This window comes from Amycolatopsis sp. VC5-11 (genome assembly GCF_037034185.1).
Classification (GTDB): domain Bacteria; phylum Actinomycetota; class Actinomycetes; order Mycobacteriales; family Pseudonocardiaceae; genus Amycolatopsis; species Amycolatopsis nivea.
Genome location: NZ_JBAGKF010000021.1, coordinates 24,684 through 45,819, shown reverse-complemented (window position 1 = coordinate 45,819; position 21,136 = coordinate 24,684). Strand labels below are relative to the sequence as shown.

20 protein-coding genes are annotated in these 21,136 nt (G+C 71.9%); 2 read left to right on the top strand and 18 right to left on the bottom strand.

Features of this window, described 5'->3' with window-relative positions; all coding sequences use genetic code 11:
* Nucleotides 1–46 precede the first annotated feature (46 nt).
* The 12 genes from WA670_RS38680 to WA670_RS38625 all read right to left on the bottom strand — a co-directional run bounded on the left by WA670_RS38680 (nucleotide 47) and on the right by WA670_RS38625 (nucleotide 12,920).
* Nucleotides 47–496, bottom strand: coding sequence for a tetratricopeptide repeat protein (locus WA670_RS38680; protein ID WP_167756728.1), 450 nt, complete (start codon nucleotides 494–496; stop codon nucleotides 47–49).
* On the bottom strand, nucleotides 493–1,242 hold the full coding sequence (dapB, locus tag WA670_RS38675; protein ID WP_037812509.1) for a 4-hydroxy-tetrahydrodipicolinate reductase: 750 nt from the start codon (nucleotides 1,240–1,242) through the stop codon (nucleotides 493–495). Before dapB ends, WA670_RS38680 begins: the two co-directional genes overlap by 4 nt.
* Nucleotides 1,239–2,603 (bottom strand): M16 family metallopeptidase, encoded by a 1,365-nt coding sequence (locus WA670_RS38670; RefSeq protein ID WP_134734476.1) that lies wholly within the window; start codon nucleotides 2,601–2,603, stop codon nucleotides 1,239–1,241. The genes dapB and WA670_RS38670 overlap by 4 nt, the downstream gene beginning before the upstream one ends.
* Nucleotides 2,604–2,689: 86 nt before the next feature.
* On the bottom strand, nucleotides 2,690–4,936 hold the full coding sequence (locus tag WA670_RS38665) for a polyribonucleotide nucleotidyltransferase (protein WP_134734477.1): 2,247 nt from the start codon (nucleotides 4,934–4,936) through the stop codon (nucleotides 2,690–2,692).
* 238 nt (nucleotides 4,937–5,174) lie between these two features.
* On the bottom strand, nucleotides 5,175–5,444 hold the full coding sequence (rpsO, locus tag WA670_RS38660; protein ID WP_037812514.1) for a 30S ribosomal protein S15: 270 nt from the start codon (nucleotides 5,442–5,444) through the stop codon (nucleotides 5,175–5,177).
* Between the two features lie 144 nt (nucleotides 5,445–5,588).
* Nucleotides 5,589–6,101: an RNA 2',3'-cyclic phosphodiesterase gene (gene thpR, locus WA670_RS38655; RefSeq protein WP_238605434.1), complete on the bottom strand. Its 513-nt coding sequence runs from the start codon at nucleotides 6,099–6,101 to the stop codon at nucleotides 5,589–5,591.
* Nucleotides 6,102–6,104: 3 nt separating this feature from the next.
* Nucleotides 6,105–6,581, bottom strand: a complete 477-nt coding sequence (locus tag WA670_RS38650; RefSeq protein WP_037812516.1) for a helix-turn-helix domain-containing protein — start codon at nucleotides 6,579–6,581, stop codon at nucleotides 6,105–6,107.
* A 164-nt stretch (nucleotides 6,582–6,745) separates the two neighbouring features.
* Complete coding sequence (locus WA670_RS38645) at nucleotides 6,746–7,711, bottom strand: bifunctional riboflavin kinase/FAD synthetase (RefSeq protein WP_078870440.1); 966 nt, start codon at nucleotides 7,709–7,711, stop codon at nucleotides 6,746–6,748.
* A 42-nt stretch (nucleotides 7,712–7,753) separates the two neighbouring features.
* Entirely contained in the window at nucleotides 7,754–8,671 is a 918-nt protein-coding gene (truB, locus tag WA670_RS38640) for a tRNA pseudouridine(55) synthase TruB (RefSeq protein WP_336161102.1), read from the bottom strand.
* Between the two features lie 601 nt (nucleotides 8,672–9,272).
* Entirely contained in the window at nucleotides 9,273–10,592 is a 1,320-nt protein-coding gene (locus WA670_RS38635) for an MFS transporter (protein WP_134670175.1), read from the bottom strand.
* 111 nt (nucleotides 10,593–10,703) lie between these two features.
* Nucleotides 10,704–11,525 (bottom strand): PhzF family phenazine biosynthesis protein, encoded by an 822-nt coding sequence (locus tag WA670_RS38630; RefSeq protein ID WP_134670173.1) that lies wholly within the window; start codon nucleotides 11,523–11,525, stop codon nucleotides 10,704–10,706.
* 57 nt (nucleotides 11,526–11,582) lie between these two features.
* Complete coding sequence (locus tag WA670_RS38625; protein WP_037812524.1) at nucleotides 11,583–12,920, bottom strand: MATE family efflux transporter; 1,338 nt, start codon at nucleotides 12,918–12,920, stop codon at nucleotides 11,583–11,585.
* Nucleotides 12,921–13,171: 251 nt separating this feature from the next.
* Here WA670_RS38625 and WA670_RS38620 point away from each other — a divergent pair, with 251 nt between their 5' ends.
* The gene (locus WA670_RS38620) at nucleotides 13,172–13,741 is read left to right on the top strand and encodes a TetR/AcrR family transcriptional regulator (RefSeq protein WP_336161101.1); all 570 of its coding nucleotides are present in this window, start codon (nucleotides 13,172–13,174) and stop codon (nucleotides 13,739–13,741) included.
* Between the two features lie 112 nt (nucleotides 13,742–13,853).
* Here WA670_RS38620 and WA670_RS38615 read toward each other — a convergent pair whose 3' ends face one another.
* Nucleotides 13,854–14,864: a DHH family phosphoesterase gene (locus WA670_RS38615; protein WP_275294334.1), complete on the bottom strand. Its 1,011-nt coding sequence runs from the start codon at nucleotides 14,862–14,864 to the stop codon at nucleotides 13,854–13,856.
* Between the two features lie 25 nt (nucleotides 14,865–14,889).
* Here WA670_RS38615 and WA670_RS38610 point away from each other — a divergent pair, with 25 nt between their 5' ends.
* On the top strand, nucleotides 14,890–15,924 hold the full coding sequence (locus WA670_RS38610; protein ID WP_336161100.1) for a TRM11 family SAM-dependent methyltransferase: 1,035 nt from the start codon (nucleotides 14,890–14,892) through the stop codon (nucleotides 15,922–15,924).
* A 26-nt stretch (nucleotides 15,925–15,950) separates the two neighbouring features.
* Here WA670_RS38610 and WA670_RS38605 read toward each other — a convergent pair whose 3' ends face one another.
* The 5 genes from WA670_RS38605 to WA670_RS38585 form a co-directional block, all read right to left on the bottom strand.
* A complete protein-coding gene (locus tag WA670_RS38605) occupies nucleotides 15,951–16,784 on the bottom strand; it encodes an alpha/beta hydrolase (protein WP_336161099.1) in 834 nt (277 codons plus the stop codon).
* Nucleotides 16,785–16,788: 4 nt separating this feature from the next.
* The gene (gene rbfA, locus WA670_RS38600; protein WP_037812532.1) at nucleotides 16,789–17,262 is read right to left on the bottom strand and encodes a 30S ribosome-binding factor RbfA; all 474 of its coding nucleotides are present in this window, start codon (nucleotides 17,260–17,262) and stop codon (nucleotides 16,789–16,791) included.
* 34 nt (nucleotides 17,263–17,296) lie between these two features.
* On the bottom strand, nucleotides 17,297–17,590 hold the full coding sequence (locus WA670_RS38595; RefSeq protein WP_037812533.1) for a DUF503 domain-containing protein: 294 nt from the start codon (nucleotides 17,588–17,590) through the stop codon (nucleotides 17,297–17,299).
* A gap of 166 nt (nucleotides 17,591–17,756) precedes the next feature.
* Nucleotides 17,757–20,711, bottom strand: a complete 2,955-nt coding sequence (gene infB, locus WA670_RS38590) for a translation initiation factor IF-2 (protein WP_238608297.1) — start codon at nucleotides 20,709–20,711, stop codon at nucleotides 17,757–17,759.
* A gap of 88 nt (nucleotides 20,712–20,799) precedes the next feature.
* Nucleotides 20,800–21,102, bottom strand: a complete 303-nt coding sequence (locus WA670_RS38585; protein WP_238605427.1) for a YlxR family protein — start codon at nucleotides 21,100–21,102, stop codon at nucleotides 20,800–20,802.
* Between the last annotated feature and the right edge of the window lie 34 nt (nucleotides 21,103–21,136).

Below are 21,136 nucleotides of genomic sequence, written 5' to 3'. Positions count from 1 at the left end.
CCTCAGGGTGCCCCTCACGAACATCAGCGGGAGTGCGGTGCCGGCGCTACTTCCGTTCCGCCGCTTCCAGTTCGATCGCCTTGCGCATGGTCGCCCGCGCTCGCCGCCGGTCGCCCGCGATGTCGTACGCGTACGCCAGCCGGTACCAGGGCCGCCAGTTTTCCTGGTCCGCCTCGACCTCCGCGCGGCGTTCGTCGAACCACGCGTCCGCGGCGTCGCGGTCCACGCGGCCGGACGGGCGGCGCGGCAGGTCCGACACGTCCGGCAGGCCGCCCTCGGCGTCCAATCGCCGCGACAGCCGCTGGATCTGCATGCCGGAGCGCCACGTCACCACGACGATCCACACGCCCAGCAGCGGCAGCAGGAACACGCCGATGCCCAGCGCGATCCCGGCGGGCGTCCCGGTCTGCAGCAGCGCCACGGCCCGGTCCGCCAGCAGGACGAGGTACACCACGAGCGCCGCCGTCATCAGCAGCGCGAAATTGCGAGCTTTCACAGGTCGAGCACGTTCTCCAGGCCGACCGTCAGGCCGGGACGCGACACCACCGAGCGCACGCCGAGCAGGACGCCGGGCATGAACGACGTCCGGTCCAGCGAATCGTGCCGGATGGTCAGGGTTTCGCCCTCGCCGCCGAACAGGATCTCCTCGTGCGCCACCAGGCCCGGCAGCCGCACCGAGTGCACGTGGACGTCCTCGACGGACGCGCCGCGGGCACCGTCCAATTCGGACGTAGTGGCGTCCGAGCCCGGAGTGACCCCGGCCTCGGCCCGCGCGGCGGCGATCATCCGCGCGGTGTGCGCGGCGGTGCCGGACGGGGCGTCGGCCTTGCGGTTGTGGTGCAGTTCGATGATCTCGGCCGAGGCGTAGAACTTCGCCGCCTGCGCCGCGAACCGCATCGCCAGCACCGCGCCCAGCGCGAAGTTCGGGGCGATCAGCACGCCCACCGACGGCTTGTCCGCCAGCAGCCCGCGCAGTTCGGCCAGCCGCTCCTCGCTGAAGCCAGTAGTCCCCACGACCGCGTGCAGGTCGTGCGCGATCAGCCAGCGCAGGTTGTCCATCACCGCGTCCGGATGCGTGAAGTCCACGACCACCTGGGCGTTCTCGAGCGCGGCGAAATCGTCGCCCGCGTCCAGCGCGGCCACCAGTTCCTGGTCCGCGGCGCCTTCCACGGCTTTCACCACGGTGGCGCCCATGCGGCCGCGTGCGCCCAGCACGCCGACGCGGATCGGGGACTCGGTCATGACGCGATCACCTCGTGCAGATCGTCCGGCAGGTCGTCGGCGTGAGCGTACGGCCCCACCACCGCCGCGGACGACACCCCGCCGGGGCGCCGCAGCAGAGTGCGAGCGAGCGCACACACGTCTTCGGTCGTGACCGCGTCGATCCGCGCGATCGTGTCGTCCACGCCCAGGTACCGGGCGTAGTTCAGCTCGTTCTTGCCGATCCGGGACATCCGCGACGACGTGTCCTCCAAGCCCAGCACGAGCCCGCCGCGCAGCTGGCCCTTGGCGCGCGCGACCTCGGCGTCGGACAGCCCGTCCGCGGCGACCGAATCGAGCACCTCGCGGATCACCCCGGCGACCTGGCCGAGTCGCTCCGGCTGGCAGCCCGCGTACACCGACATGTGCCCGAGGTCGGCGTAGCTCGCCACCGACGAATACACCTGGTACGCCAGGCCTCGCCGCTCGCGGATCTCCTGGAACAGCCGCGAACTCATGCCGCCGCCGAGCGCCGCGTTGAGCACCGACAGGGTGAACCGGCGCTCGTCGTGCCGCGGCAGTGCGCGGAAGCCGAGCATCACGTGGGCCTGCTCGGTGTCGTCCGGGTGCAGCGCCAGCTTCGGCACCGTCTTGAGCCGCGCACGGCCGGACCGCGGCGCGACTGGCGTCGCCGTGCCGCCCAGGCGATCGTTCAGTGCGCGCTTGACCAGCCGCAGCACCTGGGCGTGTTCGACGTTCCCGGCGACCGCGAGCACCATCCGCGGCAGGGTGTAGCGACGGCGGTAGAAGCCGCGCAGCGCGACCGGCGACATCTCGGTGATGGACTTTTCCGTGCCCAGCACCGGACGGCCCAGCGGGTGGTCGCCGAGGATCGCGCTGACGAACTCCTCGTGCAGCAGGTCTTCCGGGTCGTCGTCGCGCATCGCGATCTCTTCGAGGACGACGCTGCGCTCCATGTCCATGTCGCGATCGGTGCACTGCGCTTCGAAGACCACGTCGGTGACGAGGTCGAGCGCCAGCGGCAGATCCGCGTCCAGGACCTGGGCGTAGTAGCAGGTGTGCTCTTTCGCGGTGAAGGCGTTGAATTCGCCGCCGACCGCGTCGATCTCCTCCGCGATCTGGGTGGCGTCGCGGTGGGCGGTTCCCTTGAACAGCAAGTGTTCCAGGTAGTGCGCCGCGCCCGCGACCGGCGACGGCTCGTCCCGCGAACCGACCCCGACCCACAGCCCGACCGTCGCCGACCGGGACGCCGGGACGTGCTCGGTGATCACCCGCAGGCCGCCGGGAAGGACGCTCCGCTTGACGACCGCACCGTCCGAAGTGGACTCGAGCGTACGGGTGGTGCCGACGGGCTGCTCGTGCCCGGAAACCTGCCGTGCCAATGGATTCCTTTGCTCACATGCGGTGAAGGCCCCCTCCCCGGCCGGAGAGGGGGCCTTCACGGACCAAGCTGTGCGGGGCGCGAGCCTTACTTGGCTTCGGCCTTCTCCGCCTCCGCGTCGCCCTCGGCGGGCTTCGCCGCGTCTTCTTCCTTGACGACGATCAGGCTGATCTTGCCGCGGTTGTCGATGTCGGCGATCTCGACGCGGATCTTGTCGCCGACGTTCACCACGTCCTCGACCTTCGCGATCCGCTTGCCGTTGCCCAGCTTCGAGATGTGCACGAGGCCGTCCTTGCCCGGCAGCAGCGAGACGAACGCGCCGAACGCGGCCGTCTTCACCACGGTGCCCAGGAAGCGCTCGCCGACCTTCGGCAGCTGCGGGTTGGCGATGGCGTTGATCTTGCCGATCGCCGCCTCCGCCGACGGGCCGTCGGCCGCGCCCACGTAGATCGTGCCGTCGTCCTCGATCGAGATGTCGGCGCCGGTCTCCTCGGTGATCGAATTGATCATCTTGCCCTTCGGCCCGATGACCTCGCCGATCTTGTCGACCGGGATCTTCACCGACGTGACGCGCGGGGCGTACGGGCTCATCTCGTCCGGGCCGTCGATCGCCTCGGCGATGACTTCCAGGATGGTGAGGCGAGCGTCCTTCGCCTGCTTCAGCGCGGCCGCGAGCACCTCGGACGGGATGCCGTCCAGCTTGGTGTCCAGCTGCAGCGCGGTGATGATGTCCTTCGTGCCGGCGACCTTGAAGTCCATGTCGCCCAGCGCGTCCTCGGCGCCGAGGATGTCGGTGAGCGCGACGTAACGCGTCTCGCCGTCGACCTCGTCGGACACCAGGCCCATGGCGATGCCCGCGACCGGAGCCTTCAGCGGCACGCCGGCGTTGAACAGGCCCATGGTGGACGCGCAGACCGAGCCCATCGAGGTGGAGCCGTTGGAGCCCAGCGCCTCGGAGACCTGGCGGATCGCGTACGGGAACTCGTCCCGCTTCGGCAGCACCGGGACCAGGGCGCGCTCGGCGAGCATGCCGTGGCCGATCTCGCGCCGCTTCGGCGAACCGACGCGGCCGGTCTCGCCGGTGGAGAACGGCGGGAAGTTGTAGTGGTGCAGGTAGCGCTTCGTCGTCTCCGGGGACAGCGAGTCGATCTGCTGCTCCATGCGGAGCATGTTCAGCGTGGTGACGCCCAGGATCTGGGTCTCGCCGCGCTCGAACAGCGCCGAACCGTGCGCCCGCGGGATCACGGCGACCTCGGCCGAGAGCTGGCGGATGTCGGTCAGGCCGCGGCCGTCCATCCGGATCTTCTCGGTGAGGACGCGGGTGCGCATGATCTTCTTGGTCAGCGCCTTGAACGCACCGCCGACCTCCTTGTCGCGGCCCTCGAAGGCCTCGCCCTCGCCGAGGCCGAGCTTCTCCAGGACGGCGGCCTTGACCTCGTCGGTCGCGGCGTCGCGCTCCTGCTTGCCGGCGATCTGCAGCGCCTTGGCGAGCTCGTCGGACGCGATCGCGGCGACGGCCTCGTAGATGTCCGGCTGGTAGGCCGGGTACAGCGGGAACTCGCCGGTCGGCTTCGCGGCGTCGGCGGCCAGGCGCTGCTGCGCCTCGCACAGCACGCGGATGAACGGCTTCGCGGCCTCGAGGCCCTGCGCGACGGTGGTCTCGTCGGGCGCGGTGCCGCCGTCGGCGATCAGGTCGAGCGTGTGCTCGGTGCCCTCGGCCTCGACCATCATGATCGCGACGTCGTCGCCCACGATGCGGCCCGCGACCACCATGTTGAAGGTGGCCTTCTCGAGCTGCGGCCAGGTCGGGAACGCGACCCACTGGCCCTCGATCAGCGCGACGCGCACGCCGCCGACCGGGCCGGAGAACGGCAGGCCGGCGATCTGGGTGGAGGCCGACGCGGCGTTGATCGCCAGCACGTCGTACGGGTCGTCCGGGTTGAGGCTCTGGACGGTGATGACGACCTGGATCTCGTTGCGGAGGCCGTCGGCGAAGGACGGGCGCAGCGGGCGGTCGATCAGGCGGGCGGTGAGGATGGCGTCGGTCGACGGGCGGCCCTCGCGGCGGAAGAACGCGCCCGGGATGCGGCCGGCGGCGTACATCCGCTCCTCGACGTCCACGGTCAGCGGGAAGAAGTCGAAGTGCTCCTTCGGGTGCTTCGACGCCGTGGTCGCCGACAGCAGCATGGTCTCTTCGTCCAGGTACGCGACGACGGCGCCGGCGGCCTGCTTGGCGAGCCGGCCGGTCTCGAACCGGACGGTGCGGGTGCCGAACCGGCCGTTGTCCAGAACGGCTTCGGTCTCGAACACGGTGACTCCGGTGGAGTCGGTCATATGGTCAATCTCCTCTTTGGTTCCTTCGTACGGCGAGAGTCTCCCACTGTGGGACCCGGTTCGCCCGAGGACGCTCGAGGAGGTGTGAGGCCGGTCTTCGATCGAAGCCCCCGGGTCCGTTGCCCGGGAACCACTACCGAGGACCGGCGAGATCGTTCCTCCAGCGCGCTCGCGCCGTGTGGGGGGGTGTGCTTGCGGCGAGGGGGAGCGGCCGAAGCCGCTCCCCCTCGTCAGCACGCTATCGGCGCAGGCCGAGACGCTTGATCAGGTCCCGGTACCGCGCCACGTCCACCTTTTCCGTGTAGTTCAGCAGCCGGCGGCGACGGCCGACCAGCAGCAGGAGACCGCGACGGGAGTGGTGGTCGTGCTTGTGGGTCTTCAGGTGTTCGGTGAGGCCGATGATCCGCTTGGTGAGCAGCGCGACCTGGGCCTCGGGGGATCCGGTGTCCGAGTCGTGCAGCCCGTACTCGGCGAGGATCGTCTTCTTCTCATCGGTGGACAGCGCCACTGGTGGTGCTCCTTGTGCATCTAGTGCCGTGAGGCCCGCACCGCGCCACGCGGCCGGGTGAGACGGTCACGGCCGCCACGGACTGCAGCCGGACCCGATTGCGAGGTTACCAGCCGGTTGAACTGCGGCTTCAGCCGCGTGCGGCTAGCTGGGCAGCGTCGGCTCGCGGCCGGCTCCCGCGCGGCGCAGCGGCCAGGACCGCAGCGTGCGGTACGGGCTGCCGCCGCCCATCAGCTCGACCCGGTCCGCGGTCCAGGCCCGGCCGCGGAAGCCGGCGAGGTGTTCCGTCCACGCCGTCGGCGGCCGCGTGCGGGAGCATCGCGCCAGCGTCAGGTGCGGCCGGTACGGGCGTTGTTCGCCGGAGCCCATGGTGGCGGCCGCGGCGAGGTCGGCGAGGTCCTCCCCCGCCACTCCCAACCACAGCACTCCCGGGAATGTTCCCGAACCGGAGAGCCGGACGTCAACGGATTTTCGGCCGTCCAGTGCCCGGTCGAGGAAGGCGGCGCATCCGGCAGGGTCCGCCTCGCCGTAGAAGGCCAGCGTGATGTGCCAGCCAGCCGGATCGGACCAGCGCAGCAGCCGGTCCCGTTCGCCGAGCGCGTCGGCGATTTCCGCCGCGACGTCGGCGGGCGGGCGCAGTGCGGCGAACAGCTGCATCGGCTACTGGCCCGCGGCTCCCGCGCGGCGGAGCAGGTCGGCGATCGCCGGGAAGTCCTCGTCGAGCAGCTTCGCCGCCTCGGCCAGGTTCTCGTCCTCGGCGACGTCCCGGATGCCCGCGAGCACGATCTTCTCGTCCGAGTTGACCGGGATGTTGTCGCGGCCGACGGTGGGCCGCGAATCGCGCACGTCCTCGAGCGCGGCCTGCATCGCGTCGCGGTCGCCCGCGGCGACCTCGGGCACCAGGATCTTGCGCTCGAGCATGATCATCCTGGCCAGCACGACCGGATTGCCGATCTTCGCCCGCCGCCCGCTCATCACCTGGCTCAGCATCGGCGCGCTGATCCCCAGCACCTCGGCCAGGAACGCCTGCGACACGTCGAAGGCCACGACCAGCCTGCGCACCCGATCGCCCAGCGGCTCCCCGTACCACTCCCGCTGCAGCGCGATGTTCCGCTGGACGATCTTGTGGTCCTCCACCTAGCTCCGCTCCCCTAGCGCTGTCGTCCCCGCGGCCCGGTGCTGCCGGCCCACTTCGCTTCCCCGGCCCGGCGCCGCCGGCCCATCTTGCCACTCCGGGCGTCCCCCGCGGGCCGGAACGCCCGATTCGCCCCGCGCCCGGCCTGTCCCGGGACCGGGTCCGCTCAGCTGTCCGAGCCGAGCGCTTCCCTGGTCCGGGCCACGTCCTCGTCGATCTTCCGCACGAGATCGGCCGGCGCGCCGAACCGCGCCTGATCCCGCAACCGGGTGACGAAGTCCAGCGCGACGTGCTGGCCGTAGAAGTCCTCGTCGACGTCCAGCACGAACGCCTCGACGGTGCGCTCGCGCCCGGAGAACGTCGGGTTCGTGCCGACCGACACCGCCGCGCGCAGGCGCCGGTCCGGATCGGACAGCCGGGTGAACCAGGCCGTGTACACGCCGTCCGCGGGCACGGCGGCGAACCGCGCGGTGGACAGGTTGGCCGTCGGGTAGCCGAGGTCGTGGCCCCGTCCGTCGCCGCGCACGACGATGCCTTCCAGCCGGTGCGGGCGGCCGAGCGCGTCGGCCGCGGCCACCACGTCGCCCGCGTCGATGCACGAGCGCACGTACGTCGAGGAGAAGGTGATGTCGTTGGCGCCGCGGTCGTCGTCGAGCGAACGGCCCTGCAGCTCCGCGCCGTAGGCGACGAACCCGAAGCGGCGGCCGAGTTCGCGCAGCAGCGCGACGTTGCCCGCGGCCTTGGCCCCGAAGGTGAAGTTGTCGCCGACCAGCACCGCGGCCGCGTGCAGCCGGTCGACCAGCACCTCGTGCACGAACTCGTGCGGGCTGAGCCGGGACAGCTCCAGGGTGAAGGGCAGCACGCAGAACACGTCCACGCCGAGCCCCTCGACCAGCTGGGCCTTGCGCCGCAGAGTCGTCAGCTGCGCGGGATGGCTGCCCGGCCGCAGCACCTCGGACGGATGCGGGTCGAAGGTGAGCACCACGCTGGGCACGCCGCGTTCGGCGGCCGTCGCGACGGTGCGCTTGATCAGTTCCTGGTGCCCGCGGTGCACGCCGTCGAACACGCCGATGGTGACCACGCACCGTCCCCAGCCGCCCGGGAGGTCCCCGAGCCCACGCCACCGCTGCACTGTTGTCAACTCTCCCCGAGCGAGGTGCCTTTGCCTCCCACCCTATGCGGGCAGGAGGACCACCACCGAACGGGTCACTCCCTCGGTGTCGGAGGCCAGCGCGAGCACGTGGCCGTCCGGCGCGAAAAGGCCGTACGTGCCGGTGATCCCGGCGGCCGGGATGCGCCTGCCGTACTGGACCGCCTTGGCGGTGGCGGCGTCGAGATCCCGGCGCGGGAACGCGGCGGCGACGGCGGCGTCGAGGTCCAGCGACAGTTCTGGCTTTTCCTCGAGCTGGTCGAGCGTGCGCGCGCGGGCGAGCGTGAACGGCCCGACCGTGGTGCGGCGCAAGGCTTTCAGGTGCCCGCCGACGCCGAGCCCGGCGCCGAGGTCGCGAGCGAGCGCGCGGACGTAGGTGCCGGACGAGCATTCGACGATCGCGTCGAGCTCGATCCGGTCGTCCTCGCGGCGGAGACCGAGAACGTCGAACCGGTGCACGGTCACCGGCCGCGGCGGGAGGACGACGTCCTCGCCCGCGCGCACCCGGGCGTAAGCGCGCTTGCCGTCGATCTTGACCGCGGAGACGGCGCTGGGCACCTGCTGGATGTCCCCGGTCAGCGCGGTGATCCCGTCGCCGATCTGCTCGTCGGTGACAGCGGCCAGGGTTTCCGGCGCGGCCTCGGAGCCGAGCGGTTCGCCTTCGGCGTCGTCGGTGGTGGTGGACCGGCCGAGCGACAGGGTGGCGAGATAGGTCTTGCGGTCGAGCGCGAGGTGGCCGAGCAGTTTGGTGGCGCGCTCGATGCCGAGCACCAACACCCCGGTCGCCATCGGGTCGAGCGTGCCGGCGTGGCCGACCTTGCGGGTGCCCATGATCCGCCGCGCCCGCGCGACCACGTCGTGCGACGTCATGCCCGCCGGTTTGTCGACGATGAGCAGTCCGGGAGGAGGGGCGGGACGACGCGGTTCTTTCGGGCGAGACACGGCGGAAACCCTACCTAGACCGGATTCCGCGGCTGGCGCCCGGTTCTGGGCGGGGGGTGCGGGGTGGTGGGGGGCTGGAGAGGGGTTGGGTTCGGGGCTGGTCCGGGTGGTTGGTCGGCTGGGCGGGCGGTTCGGGCGGGTGGTCCGGGCAAGTGCCCTGGGCGGTCGACCGGCTCGGGCGGATGAGCCGGACGATCGCGCTGGGAGCCAAACCGACCGGGCTACAACGTGCCCGAGCAACCGGCTCGGACGAGTGCCCTGGGCAGCCGACCGGCTCGGGCGGACGATCCGGGCGAGCGCCTTGGGCAGGCTCGGGCGAATGAGCCCGCCAAGCGCCCTGGGCGGTCGACCGGCTCGGGCAAGTGCCCTGGGCAGTCGACCTGGTCTGGGAACCGACCGGGCGAGCGCTCCAGGCTGCCGATCGGCGCAACCGACCAGGGTGAATGCCCCGGCCGACCGCCCTGGGCGACCGAAGCCTGGGGCGGTCGCCGCAGATGGACTCCCCCAGTGAGTGGCCTGGCCACCTGAGCAGGGCGACTGGCTCGGGGCGGCCGCCCCGGACGCATGCCCGGGGCGGTCGAACCGGGTCGGCGCGGGTGGCTCAGGCGGCGGCCACGGCCTCTTCCGGGGCGCGGTCCCAGCGGTGCCGCCGGATGCGGACCGGGACCTCTTCGCCTCGGGCTTCCGCGGCGAATACGTGGGCGCGGGCCCGGCGCCACCACACGAGCATTCGCGAAGCGCCCAGTGCCAGCATGGCCACGACGACCAGCAGCGCGATCCGGAAGTTGCCGCCGGTGGCCTGGAGGAGGATGCCGATCAGCAGGGCGGTCACGGTGGTCGCCAGGAAGCCGCCGACGTTCACCACTCCGGTCGCGGTTCCGACGCGGGACAGCGGGTTGTAGTCGCGGGCGATGGCGAAGCCGATCATCGACGCCGGGCCGCCCAGGGTGAGGAAGGCGAATGCGGGGACGAGGACGCCTACCGGGATGTGGCCGTTCCAGCCGAGCAGCACCGCCCACACGATCGCCGCTCCGGCGAGGTAGCCGATGACCAGCGGCACCCGCAGCACTGGGGCGCGGCCGATCACCGCGCCCAGGAGCGGGCCGCCTGCCATGGAGCCGAATACGAAGACGGTGAGCAGCGCGCTGGCGGTCGCCGCGGGCAAACCTTCGCCCTGCACCAGGAAAGGCACGCCCCACAACAGGGTCAGCACGTTCGGCGCGAACATCGTCGAGAAGTGCACCCAGAAACCCAGCCGGGTGCCGGGAGTCCGCCAGGCCAGTTTGACCTGCCTGCCAAGTTCCGCCGGGCGCACGGGTTCGCGCTTGCGTTCCGGTACGCCTTCGGGGGTGTCGCGGACGCGCAGCGCGACCGGCACCGCATAAAGCACCGTCACCGCGCCGACGGCGAGGAAGGTGACTGTCCATCCTGGACCGTCGAGGAGCAGGGTGAGCGGGACGGTCGCGGCGAGGTTTCCGATGTAGCCCACACAGGAGGTGAACGACGCGAGCAGTGCGTACCGGTGCGCCGGGAAGTGCGCCGCGACGAGGCGCAGGACGCTGACGAAGGTGAGCGCGTCACCGAGGCCGAGGACGCCGCGGGCCACCAGGCCGAGTGCGTAGGTGTCGGCGACGCCGAGCAGCAGCTGCCCGGAGCCGAGGATCAGGACGGCGGCGGTGAGCACGCGGCGCGGGCCGTAGCGGTCGACCAGCACGCCGGTCGGGATCTGCATGGCCGCGTACACGCCGACCTGCAGGACGGTGAAGATGCCGAGCGCGGCGGACCCGACGCCGAAGCGTTCGGCCGCCTTCAGCCCGGCGACGCCGAACGAAGTGCGGTGGAAAACGGCGAGCAGGTACACCGTGACCGCGGTGAGCCAGATGAGCCAGGACCGGACAGGGGCGCGGCCGGCGGGCGTCAAGAGTTCCTCCAGTAAGCAGGCGAGCGTCGGGCTAGGAGGACGACGACGCTGCCGCCTCGATAGTTGTATCGCCTCAGCAACCTCGAGACATAGCCGTGACCGGGGTGTGCTTCACCACAGATCCGCTTCGCCCCGGATGCCGACGACTGTTTCGCCGCCGACCCACACGTCGTCGCCGTCTCGTTCGACGTGCACCCGCCCGCGCCTGCCGAGCCGCGTTCCCTGCGCCGCGACGTACGACTCGGGCGCGATGCCGTCGCCGATCAGCCACTGGCCGAGCGCCGCGTTGAGGCTGCCGGTGACCGGGTCCTCGACGGTGTCGCTGAACGCGCGGACCTCGAAGGCCGTGTCGGATCCGGCCGGCTGCGCACCGGCGACGCCCACCTTGAACTCGCCGAGCGCGGCGAAGTCCGGCTCGATGGCGAGGACGGTCGCCGCGTCGCGCAGCAGCAGCGCGACCCAGCCGGGGCCGTTGTCCGCCCAGCGCCCGTCGAGGACGTCGGCGTCGCCGAGGTGCAGACCGCGCTTCACCGCGACGAGGTCAGCCTCGTCCACCGGACCGCCGCGGCGCAGCGGAGGCGCGGCGAACGCCAGCCGGTCGCCGTCGCGGCGCACCCGGACCAGCCCGGCCCCGCATTCCTGCACGAGGTGCCCGGCTTTCGGCTCTCCCCCGGCGGCCAGCCACGCCCGCGCCGACCCGAGCGTCGGATGCCCGGCGAAGGGCAGCTCGCCGTGCGGCGTGAAGATCCGCACACGGTAGTCGGCGGCCGGGTCGGAAGGCTCCAGCAGGAACGTGGTCTCGCTGAGGTTCGTCCAGCGGGCGAACGCCGCCATCCGCTCGTCGGACAGCCCGTCCGCGTCGTGCACGACAGCGAGCGCGTTGCCTCGGGTGAGCTCGTCGGTGAAGACGTCGACCTGGGTGAACTTCGGCATGCGCCCACCCTCGCATCCGCCGGGCGCCGGCGGCGAGCGGGTTTCGCCGTTATGCCATCACGCCTCCCGCACCGCGCCGACCACGGCCCACCGCCCGGACCGCCATCGCGCCACCACGGCCGCCAGCCGGAACACCATGAACAGCGACAACCCGCTCCAGATCCCGCTCAGCCCCCAGCCCAGCGCCAGCGACAGCCAGATCAGCGGCAGGAACCCGAGCCCGGCGCTGACGAGCGTGGCGGTGCGGAGGAAGGCGGCGTCACCCGCGCCGAGGAGGACCCCGTCGAGCGCGAACACCACGCCCGCGATCGGTTGCAGCGCCACGAAGAACCACCAGGCGTGCGGGATTTCGCCGAGCACTCCCGGATCGGACGTGAACGCGTGCGGCAGGACACTCCACAACGCCGCGAACAGCACGCCGAGGAAACAGCCGAAAATCAAGCCGTATCCGGTGATCTGCGTGGCCACCCCGCGCGCCTGCCGCGCCGCTCCCGCACCGAGCGCCGCGCCGACGAGCGATTGCGCGGCGATCGCGACCGAATCGAGCACCAGGGACAGGAACGTCCAGAGCTGCAGGACCACCTGGTGCGCCCCGACCGCCTCGGTCGAGGTGCGCGCGGCCACCGCGGCAGCGGACACAAAGCACGCCTGGAACGCGAAACTGCGCAGCACCAGGTCCCGGCCGAGACCCAGTTGTGCCCGCATCACCGGGAAATCCGGCCGCAGCGGCACCTTTTCCCGCACCAGCGCGGCGACGAACATCGATGCGGACACGACCTGCGCGACGACGTTCGCGATCGCCGACCCCTCCAGCCCGAGATCGGCGACATACACCAGGACCGGACACAGAACGGCGGAGATTCCGTTGCCCGCCAGCACATAACGCAGCGGACGGGTGGCGTCCTGCACGCCGCGCATCCAGCCGTTGCCCGCCATCGTGACGAGGATCAGCGGCGCGCCGAACAACGCGATCCGCAGCCACGACACGGCCGCCGCGGCGATCTCGTCGCTGCCCGACAGCGCGCGGGCGATCGGCCCGGCCAGCAGTTGCCCCGCCACCAGCAGCACCAGCCCGACCAGCACGCCCAGCCACGTGGCCTGCACGCCTTCGCGGACCGCGTCGGCGCGCCTGCCCGCGCCGTGCAGCCGCGCGGTGCGCGACGTGGTGCCGTAGGACAGGAAGGTGAGCTGCGTGGAGACCTGCGACAACACCACGCCGCCCAGCGCGAGGCCGGCGAGCGGCAACGCCCCGAGATGGCCGACGACGGCGGTGTCGACCAGCACGTAGAGCGGCTCGGCGGCGAGCACGCCGAGCGCGGGCACGGCGAGGCCGAACACTCGGCGGGGCGGGATGCGGTCACCGCTTACGGCGGTGGTCGTGGCGTTTTCGGACACGGGAGGAGAGTAACTACCGGCACCGACAATTCCGGCGACCCGGACCGCGAGGACACTCCTAGGCGGGCAAGCAAGACGCGGGATTCGCTTATCAGGCAAGGGGATCGCCGAGAGACGGGAGTCCTCTGTGGCGTGCTCCGGCACGGGCGGCGGGCTGTCTCAGCTGCGGCCGGACAGCAGGGTTTTCGCGCCACCTCGTGCGGTACGCTCGATTTGGAGACGATCTCCGCTTGCCGACGGGAGGGCAGCGCATGACTGCGGGCAAGCCGCTGCGGGCCGACGCCCAGCGCAACCGCGATCTCCTGGTCGCCAAAGCGCGCGAGATCTTCGACGCGGGCGAGTTCTTCGACCTGCGCTTCGACGACTTCGCCAGCCTGGCCGGAGTGGGCACCGGCACGCTGTACCGCCACTTCCCCACCCGGGAGGCGCTGGCCGAGGCGGTCTACCACGGGGAAGTCGCCGCACTGTGCGACCGCGCCCGCGAGTTGCAAGCCACGCTGCCCGCAGCGGAGGCGCTGGCGACATTCCTGCGCGGCATGGTCGACCACATCGACGCCCACGCGGGCCTGGCCCGGACGCTGGCCACGCTCATGGCCGACCGCTCGAACGCGCTGGCCGGGGGCAGCCAGGCGCTGGAGGAGGCCGTCACCGACCTGGTGGCCGCTGCCGCGCAAGACGGTGCCGTGCGCGACGACGTGGATGCCGGTGCCGTGATGATGGCTCTGCACGGCATCGGCGCGGCCCACGACCGTCCCCGGTGGCGGGCCGAGGCCGACGACGTCATCACCCTCGTGCTGGACGGACTGCGCCGACCGGGCTGACCAGGCGCGAACAGCCGCGAGCGCCGGACCCGGGTCAGCAGTACGACACGGGTCCAACGAACCTTCCGGACGCGGCTGCGCTGATGCTGCCGTCGAACGCGCCCAGCCCGGTTCAGGAAGCCCGCAACAGCGGTGCCCGTCCCAACGCCTTCCGCAGCCGGTCCAGCACCTCCTCCGCCGGACCTTCCGCCGTGCACCCCGCCGCCATCCGGTGCCCTCCCCCGCCGAACTCCGCAGCAGCCGCGGACACGTCGATGTCTCCGGCCGAGCGCAGCGAGACCGTCCACACTGGACCCGGCCCGGCCTCCTTCAGCACCGCCGCGACACCGGCCTCCCGGGTCGCGCGTACCACGTCGATCACCGACTCCACCTCTTCGAGCCGCACCGTCGCCGCGGCGGCCGCGCGCACCACCGTGTGGACGAAGCCGAATCCTTGCGCCCCTTCGGGTTCCAGCCGGGCCTCGGACAGGACCGTCGACAGCATCGGCAGCCACGCGAACGGGTGATCATCGACGATGCGGCGGGCCACCTCGCCCGGGTCGGCCCCGGCTTCCAGGAGGCGGGCGGCGATCCGGTGCGTTTCGGGGCTCGCCCGTCGGAAGCCGCTCGTATCGGTGACCACCCCGGCGTACAGGCAGCGCGCGGCCGCCGCGTCCAGTTCGACCCCCATCGCCTCGACGATCCGCGTGACCAGGATCGCCGTCGCTTCGGCGGTGTCGTCCACGACGTGATGGGTGCCGTAGCGGGCGTTGGTCGCGTGGTGGTCGACGACCAGGACCGAACCGCCCGCGTCGCGGACCGCGGCGACCCGCGGGGCGAGCCTGCCCAGGCGGGCCAGGGTCGGGGTGTCCAACGCGACCAGCAGACCGTCCGTCGAAGGGAGGGCATCGACGGGAGTGATCAGGCCGTCGACGTCCAGCCACGCCAGTGTTTCCGGGGCCTCGTCCGGCTCGCCGAAGGCGACTCGCACGTTCGCGCCGCGGCGATGCAGCACGTGGCCGAGGGCCAGCGCGCTGCCGAGGGCGTCCGCGTCGGGGCGCACGTGGCCGAGCAGCGTCACGTCGGTGGCCCCGGCCAGCAGTGCGGCGGCGGCCTCGATGTCCTGTACCAGGGAAGCTGTCACGAAGTGTCACGCTACGCTCTGTGGGATGCCTGAGTACGTGATCCTCGTTCTGCCTTCCGCCAACCGCGTGTACGCCGCCTCGTCGCCGGCGCTGCTGCGCGCCGAACTGGCGGCCTTCGGCGCCGGTCTGTCCGCCGAGGTGTCGGCGATCGAAGAGATCGAACTCGGCGGGGTGGGGTACGTGAAATTCGCCTGCGCCGCCCCGCTCGGCGAGCGCGACCTGGCGCTGCTGTCGAACCTGTCCTCGCTGTACGCCCTGTTCGAACTGGGCGACGGCGTGCTGCGGCCGGTCGCCGTGCACCCGCTGGCGAAAGCGGACTCCGACCTGCTGACCATCCAGAAGTACCCGGGCAAGACCAACGAGCAGTTCACGAAACTGCTGCTCAACCTCACCCTGCTGGCGACCTCGCGGCCCGCGGACTGGCCGGACCGCGAACTGCACGTCCTCGACCCGCTGTGCGGGCGCGGGACGACGCTGAACCAGGCCGTGATGTACGGCTTCGACGCGACCGGCCTCGACGTCGACGCGCGCGATTTCGAGGCGTACGAACAGTTCGTGAAGACGTGGCTGCGCACGAAGCGCGTGAAGCACACCGCGGAATCCGGGCAGCTGCGCCGCAACAAGGTCCGCCTCGGCCGCCGGCTGGACATCGAGTACGCGTTCGACAAGGACGACTACAAGTCCGGCCGCACCCGCCGGCTCAGCTACCTGAACGCGGACACGCTGACCACGGACGAGGTCCTCCGCCCGGCGTCAGTGGACTTGATCGTGACCGACGCGCCGTACGGCGTGCAGCACGGCAGCCACCGCGAGACCGGTCTGGCCCGCAGCCCGCGCGACCTCCTCGCGGCGGCGATCCCGGTGTGGAACCGCGTGCTGCGGCCGGGCGGCGCCATCGGGATCTCGTGGAACACGCATGTGCTGCCGCGCGAGGAACTGGTGGAGATCCTGGAACGGGCGGGGCTGGCGGTGCGGTCCGGCGGGCCGTACGAGGAGCTGGCGCACCGGGTGGACCAGGCGATCGTGCGGGACCTTGTGGTGGCGGGAAAGCCGGTCTGAATTCGCGCCGGACTGGCAGATCCCCGCTACGCCAGCCGTGGCCCGAGGAATCGCAGGACTTCCGGCAGGACTCCCTGCCAGTACTCCGCCGTGTGCTTGCCCGCCGTGATCCGCGAGACCTCCGGCTTGGCACTGGTGATCAGCTTCCGGTTGGCCGCCAGGAACGGATCGCCGTCGCCGCACCACACGCCGAGGCCTCGCTTCGGGAGTTCGTCGACGTGCCGCAGCGGTTCGGCGGCGGTCCAGTCGTCCTCGGACGCGAAGATGTGCCGGGACCGGGCTTCTGGCCACGTGCGGAACAGGGCCGCGCTGCAGGTGGCCACGGTAGTCACGTCGCGGCGGTGGAGGGCAAGGTTCAGGGCGCCGAAGCCGCCCATGGAGATGCCGAGGAGGCCGGTCATCGGGCGGAGTCCCGCCTCCGACAGCCAGCCGGGGAGTTCGTCGGTGAGCATGCGGTGCGGGTCGTCGTCGCCGTCGGGCATCCAGTAGTGGCTGCCGTCGACCGCGACGACCGCGAACGGCGGGGTGCCCGAGCGGACCGCGGCGGTGAGGGCCGCGGGCACGCCCAGGTCCAGGAACGTGCGGGCGTTCGACCCGCGGCCGTGCAGTGCCACGCAGACCGGCAGGCCGGTGCTGGGGACGTCGTCCGGCGTCATGAGCACGACGTCGACGTCCCGGCCGCGGGCCGCGGAGTGCCTGCGGTGGATCGTGACGGACGCCTTCAGGGGCGACGGGCTGGAGGCCGGGGCAGCCGAGGTCGGCGCAACCACCGGGGCGGAGCGCCCGGTGCAGGCGGAGACGAGCGCCGCGGCACTGCCGAACAGCAGGCCGCGTCGCGTGACACCGGGCTTTGACCGCATCGCTTCAGCCGCGCGTCTCCTCTTCTGCTTGCTCCTCGTCCTCGTCGGCCCGAGGAGCTTTGTAAGGGTCCGCTTCGCCCGCGGGCTGGGCTCCGGTCGCCCGGCGGGCCACCTCGGCGTCCGATTCGCGGGCTTTCGCGAGCAGTTCTTCGATGCGGCGGGCGTCGTCCGGGACGCTGTCCGCGACGAAGGTGAGCGTCGGGGTGTAGCGGACGCCGGTGCCCTGTCCCACCTTCGTGCGCAGGACGCCGCGCGCGGCTTCCAGGGCGGCCGCGGCGCTCGCGAAGTCCGGCTCCGCGTCGAGGCTTTCGCCGAGCACCGTGTAGTACACCGTGGCGTCGTGCAGGTCCGCAGTGACGCGGGCGTCGGTGATGGTCACCGAACCCAGTCGCGGGTCCTTGACGTCGTGTTCGATCGCCGAGGCCACGATCTGCGAGATCCGCTTGGCGAGCTTGCGTGCCCGAGCGGGATCGGCCATGGCTGAGGTCTCCTTCTCCGGATTTCCGGGTGTTCTAGTCGTCCGGGCCGAGCAGCCGGCGGCGCGCGGACAGCAGTTCGAACTCGGGGCGGCCGGCCGCGAACCGCTCGCACGCGTCGAGCACGTCCCGGATGTGCTCGCCGTCGGGGGCGACCGCGGCGACGCCGATGAGCGCGCGCCGGTGCAGGTCCAGATGTCCCGCCTCGGCGACCGAGACGGAAAAGCGTTTCCGCAGTTCGGCCACCACCGGCCGCACCACGGATCGTTTCTGCTTCAACGAATGCACGTCGTCGAGCAGCAAGTCGAGCTCGAGGGCTCCGACAAACAAGCTAGTCACCTCAAAACTCGACGGAACAGCCCGACTGGACCCCACGCGGGGGTCCAGGGGGCTTGCCCCCTGGCGGGGGCGCGGGGGTTCGACCCCCGCACAACACGCTGACGGCGGGGAGGGGCGAGCGCAGCCTGCGAGCACGCCCCTCCCCCAGCGGAAGCCGTCAGCTACGGGGCTTCTCCCGCTGTTCGTAGGTCTCGATCACGTCGTCGACCTTGATGTCGCTGTACGAGCCCAGCGTGAGACCGCACTCGTACCCTTCCCGGACCTCGACCACGTCGTCCTTGAAGCGGCGCAGCGAGTTGATCGGCAGGTTCTGCGCGACCACGTTGCCGTCGCGCAGGAGGCGGGCCTTGGCGTTGCGCCGGATCTCGCCGGACATGACCAGGCAACCCGCGATCGTGCCGATCTTGGAGGACTTGAAGACGTCCCGGACCTCGGCGCGGCCCAGTTCGACCTCTTCGTACTCCGGCTTGAGCATGCCCTTCAGAGCCTGCTCGATCTCCTCGATCGCCTGGTAGATGACCGTGTAGTAGCGCACGTCGACGCCCTCGCGGGTGGCCCGCTCGGTCGCCTTGCCCTGTGCCCGGACGTTGAACCCGAGAACGATCGCGTCGGACGCGGTCGCCAGGTCGATGTCCGATTCGGTCACGCCGCCGACGCCGCGGTGCACGACGTGCAGTTCGACGTCTTCGCCGACGTCCAGCTGCAGCAGCGCCGCTTCGAGCGCCTCGACGGTACCCGAGTTGTCGCCCTTGATGATCAGGTTGAGGCTGCTCGTCTCCTTCAAGGCGGAGTCGAGGTCCTCGAGGCTGACCCGCTTGCGGCGCGACGCGTTGAGCGCGTTGCGGGTGCGAGCGGAGCGGCGCTCGGCGATCTGCCGGGCGACGCGGTCCTCGTCGACCACCAGGAAGGTGTCGCCCGCTCCCGGCACCGAGGTGAACCCGATGACCTGGACCGGACGCGAGGGCAGCGCCTCGGTGACGTCCTCGTTGTGCTCGTCGACCATCCGGCGGACGCGGCCGTAGGCGTCGCCCGCCACGACCGAGTCGCCGACGCGCAGCGTGCCGCGCTGGACCAGGACGGTGGCCACCGGGCCGCGGCCGCGGTCGAGGTGCGCCTCGATCGCGACGCCCTGCGCCTCCATGTCCGGGTTGGCCCGCAGGTCCAGAGCCGCGTCCGCGGTCAGCAGGATCGCCTCGAGAAGCCCGTCGATGTTGATGTTCTCCCGTGCGGAGATCTCGACGAACATCGTGTCGCCGCCGTATTCCTCGGCGATGAGGTTGTACTCGGTGAGCTGCTGCCGGATCTTGTCCGGGTTCGCGCCCTCCTTGTCGATCTTGTTGATCGCGACCACGATCGGGGCCTTCGCGGCCTGCGCGTGGTTGATCGCCTCCACCGTCTGCGGCATGACGCCGTCGTCGGCCGCCACCACGATCACCGCGATGTCGGTCGAGTTCGCGCCTCGGGCACGCATGGCGGTGAACGCCTCGTGACCCGGGGTGTCGATGAAGGTGATGAGCCGCGGCACGCCTTCGAGCTCGGTCTCGATCTGGTAGGCACCGATGTGCTGGGTGATCCCGCCGGCCTCGCTCTCGCGGACCTTCGTCTTGCGGATCGTGTCCAGCAGCCGGGTCTTGCCGTGGTCGACGTGACCCATGATGGTGACGACCGGCGGACGGACCTGCAGGTCCTCCTCGCCGCCCTCGTCCTCGCCATAGGTGATGTCGAAGGTCTCCAGCAGCTCGCGGTCCTCCTCCTCGGGGGACACGACCTGGACGACGTAGTTCATCTCGCCGCCGAGCAGCTCGAGGATGTCGTCCGACACGGACTGCGTCGCGGTGACCATCTCGCCGAGGTGGAAGAGCACCTGCACCAGCGAAGCCGGGTTGGCGTCGATCTTCTCGGCGAAGTCGGTCAGCGAAGCGCCGCGCGGCAGCCGGATCGTCTCGCCGCTGCCCTTGGGCAGGCGGACGCCGCCGACGCTGGGCGCCTGCATGTTGTCCATGTACTCCTGGCGCTTCTGCCGCTTCGACTTGCGGCCCTTGCGCGAGGGCCCGCCGGGACGGCCGAAGGCGCCGGCCGTGCCGCCGCGACCGCCGGGGCCGCCGCGACCGCCGCCGCCGCCGCGGAAACCGCCGCCGCCGGCCGGGGCGCCACCGCCGCCGCCCGGACGGAAGCCGCCACCGCCGCCGCCACCGGGACGGAAACCGCCGCCACCGCCGCCGCCACCGGGGCCGCCGCGGAAGCCGCCGCCACCGCCGCCGCCGGGACGACCGCCGCCGCCACCGGGACGACCGCCGCCGCCGGGACCGCCTCGGCCGCCTGCCGGTCCGGCCGGACGGGCGCGGCCCGGCATCATGCCGGGGTTCGGGCGCGGGGGCATGTTGCCCGGGCTCGGCCGGTTGCCGCCGCCCTGCCCGCCGGGACGCGGCGGACGCTCTCCGCCGCCCTGGCCGCCGCCCGGACGCGGAGGACGGTTGTCGCCGCCCTGGCCGGGGCCGGGACGCGAGGCGGGCGGGCGCGGGGCCGGGGAACCGGAACCGACGCCGAACGGGTTGTTGCCGACCCGCGGGGTGCGCGGACCGGGCTTCGGGCCGCCGGGCTTGGGGCCCTGCGGCTTGGGCGGCACGACCGAACCGGCGGACGACGAGTCCTGCTGCTTCGGGGCCGGCTTGGGCGCGGCGGGCTCGGCCTTGGCGGCCGGGACCTCCTGCGCCGGGGCCGGCTGGGCCGGGGCGGGCGGACGCGGGCCGGGGCGGGGGCCGCCGGGCTTCGGGCCCGGGGACGCCGCCGGCTTGGCGGCCTGCGGTCCCGGCTTCACGGCCGGGGCCTGCTGCGGCGCGGGGGCCGGAGCGGACGGGGCCTGCGAAGCGGCGCTCTGCTGCTGCGGAGCGGGCGGCTTCGGGGCCGGAGCGGGCCGCGGTCCCGGAGTGGGGCCGGGCTTCTTCCCGCCCTTGGCGGGGTACGCGTCGCGGAGCCGGCGGGCGACGGGCGCCTCGACGGTGGACGACGCGGACTTCACGAACTCGCCCTGCTCCTTCAGCTTGGCGAGAACTTCTTTGCTGGTGATGCCGAGCTCCTTAGCGAGCTCGTGTACACGGGCCTTGCCTGGCACAGCTCTCCTCATCTAGGGGAGGCCAGGCGGGGACCCGCTGACCTCGTCCTTATCGTCGCGCGTTCATGGCTTCAGCTTCACGGCTGACTCATGACGGGTCGACCTGCTTCCTTGTTTCCCGCGACCCCGGGAGCGTCCCGGCGTCGTTGTCCTCGGCGAACGCCGCGTGGCGGTGCAGTCCCGCGGCCTCGAGCGCGCCCTGGGCCCGGAGAGCCCGGGGGAACGCCCGCTTCCGCTCGGCTTTGGCCAGGCAGCCCGGTCCCGGGTGCAGCCACGCACCCCGTCCCGGCAGCCGCCGACGTTCGTCGACGACCAGCCGCCCGTCCGCCGCGACCACGCGCAGCAGTTCGCCGGTCAAGTCCCGTTTCCGGCAGCCGACACACGTGCGCACCGGCGAGTGCCGGTGACGCGGGAGGTCGGGGGTG